Source organism: Nocardia asiatica NBRC 100129 (assembly GCF_000308415.1).
In the GTDB taxonomy this organism is placed as follows: Bacteria; Actinomycetota; Actinomycetes; order Mycobacteriales; family Mycobacteriaceae; genus Nocardia; species Nocardia asiatica.
Genome location: NZ_BAFS01000050.1, coordinates 1 through 2,620, shown reverse-complemented (window position 1 = coordinate 2,620; position 2,620 = coordinate 1). Strand labels below are relative to the sequence as shown.

At 70.5% G+C, this 2,620-nt stretch carries 2 protein-coding genes; both read right to left on the bottom strand.

The window, feature by feature from the left end; all coding sequences use genetic code 11:
- Window positions 1–59: 59 nt before the first annotated feature.
- A complete protein-coding gene (locus ON27_RS05690) occupies window positions 60–1,202 on the bottom strand; it encodes a M20 family metallopeptidase (protein ID WP_373282739.1) in 1,143 nt (380 codons plus the stop codon).
- 119 nt (window positions 1,203–1,321) lie between these two features.
- The gene (locus tag ON27_RS05685) at window positions 1,322–2,563 is read right to left on the bottom strand and encodes a M20 family metallopeptidase (RefSeq protein WP_083887393.1); all 1,242 of its coding nucleotides are present in this window, start codon (window positions 2,561–2,563) and stop codon (window positions 1,322–1,324) included.
- Window positions 2,564–2,620 lie beyond the last annotated feature (57 nt).

Genomic DNA, 2,620 nt, shown 5'->3' with positions numbered 1-2,620 from the left:
CCCGCTCGGACGCGAGCCATGAAAGGGCCTCGAACACCCAGCGCCGCAGGCGCTGGAAATCAGACAGAGCCGAGCACAAGATTGCTCAGCACCCGGACTCCGACCGCGAGCGCCCGCTCATCGATGTCGAAGGTCGGCTGGTGCAGATCCAGCTGCTCGCCCTCGCCGGACCAGACGCCCAGGCGCGCCATCGCGCCCGGCACCTCCTCCAGGTACCAGGAGAAGTCCTCGCCGCCCCCGGATTGCGGGGTGTCCGACAGCGCGTCGGGGCCCAGGGCCCGGATCGCGTCCTCGAACATGCGGGTGGAGTGCTCGTCGTTGACCACCGGCGGCACACCGCGCCGGTAGTTCAGCTGGTAGCGCACGCCCGTCGGGGCGAGCAGGCCGTCGACGATCTGCCGCACCATCGGCTCCAGCAACGACCAGGTCGCGTGGTCCCCGGTGCGGATGGTTCCGGTGAGCATGCCGGTCTGCGGAATGGCGTTCGGCGCCTTCCCCGCGCTCACCGCGCCCCACACCATCACGGTGCTGGTACGCGGGTCGATCCGGCGGCTGAGCAGGCCGGGCAGGCCCGTGATCACCGAGCCGATCGCGTAGACCAAGTCGCTGGTCAGGTGTGGACGCGACGTGTGGCCACCCGGCGAGTCGAGCACCAGTTCGATGGTGTCGGCAGCGGAGGTGATCGCGCCGACGCGGATACCGACCCGGCCGACCTCGAGGCGCGGATCGCAGTGCAGCGCGAAGATCCGCTCCACGCCCGTCATCGCGCCCGCGGCGACCACGTCGATCGCCCCGCCCGGCATGACCTCCTCGGCGGGCTGGAAGATCAGCCGCACGCCGACCGGCAGCTCCGGCACCTCGGCCAGCGCCAGCGCCGTGCCGAGCAGGATGGTGGTGTGCGCGTCGTGCCCACAGGCGTGCGACACACCCGGCACCGTGGAGGCGAAGGGAAGTCCGGTGAACTCCTGCAGCGGCAGCGCGTCCATATCGGCGCGCAGGCCGATCCGCGGCCCGTCCGGTCCGATGTCACAGATCACACCGGTGCCGCCGGGAAGCGGCTGCGGCGTCAGCCCCGCCTTGGTCAGCCACGCCGAGACGAACTCGGTGGTACCGAACTCGGTACGGGACAGCTCCGGATTGGCGTGGATGTGCCTGCGCCACCCGACGAGATCGACCGTGTGACCGGCCAGCCACGACTCCACCGCGTCCCGCCCGGATACCACGGTCGGCGCCGCCGCGAAGTTCCCCGGGTCCTGCGTGACCACATGGACGCCCTCTGCCGGGGCCCTAGTCGCCGGCGCGGCCGAACGGCCGGTTGTGCTCACCGAATGTCCTCCTGTCGTTGAACTAGCCGTTGCAACAACCTGTCTCTATGTATGTCATCGCGGGCGACGGCGATCGCGGTACGCGCGAGCGCCTGCGCGCCATCGATGACCGCGCGATCCGCCGAAGCGTTGACGCTGGCCGCGGCGAAGCCCGGCTGATGTGTCACCGCACCACCGGCATCGATCCCGATGACCGGGTGAATGCCCGGAACGACGTTGGTGACGTTCCCCATATCGGTGCTGCCCAGCGGCCGTTGCGCCTCGAACTCCGGAGCGAGCGGCACGCGTCCCGATCCGGTGATCTGCTCGCGGTAGACGAGCAACAACTCCGGATCCGGGGTCAGCTCGGTATACGTCGGCGCGAGCGTCCGGATTTCGTGGGTGCAGCCGGTCGCGAGGGCGCCCGCCTCGAAACAAGCCGACGCTCGTCGCATCAGATCGTCGAGGGATGCGGAGTCGACTGCGCGTAGGTAATACAGCAGTTCCGCACGTCCGGGCACGATGTTGGGAGCTACGCCACCGTCGCCGACTATACCGTGCAGTTGCTGGCCGGGCAGGAGATGCTGCCGTAGCAAGCCGAGGGCAACCTGTGCGACGGTCACCGCGTCACCCGCGTTGCGGCCCTGCTCCGGGGCCGCGCTGGCATGCGCCTCACGCCCGTGGAAGACCACCGACACGTCGGCCAGCGCCAGCGAGCGGGCGCCGACGATGTCCGACGGGCCCGGATGCACCATCATCGCCATCGCGACGTCGTCGAACACGCCGTGCTCCAGCATGAGCACCTTGCCCCCGCCGCTCTCCTCGGCGGGCGTGCCGAACACCAGCACGGTGAGGCCGAGCGCGTCGGCGACCTCGGCCAGACCGAGCGCCGCGCCCACCGCCGAGGCGGCGATGACGTTGTGACCGCAGGCATGCCCGATCTCGGGCAGCGCGTCGTACTCGGCGCAGATTCCGACGGTCAGCGGCCCGCTGCCGTAGCGCGCGCGGAAGGCCGTCGGCAGTCCGGCGACCCCGGTCACGATCTCGAAGCCACGCTCGGCGAGCGGCGCGATGGTCTTGGCGGCGCTGCGGGTCTCCTCGAACGCCAGCTCGGGCTCGGCGTGGATCGCATGCGACAACCCGATCAGCTCGGCGGACGCCGCCCGGATCACGGCGTCACTGCGCGCGGCGGCGTCGGCCTCGCGCACAGCGTCGCCGTCGTGCTGCGATTCCTGGCGCCCGCCGCGCGGTGATGGCATGCAACGCACTGTATTGGATTCCAGCGCCTTCGGCGCTGGGTGTTCGCGGCCCCCTTG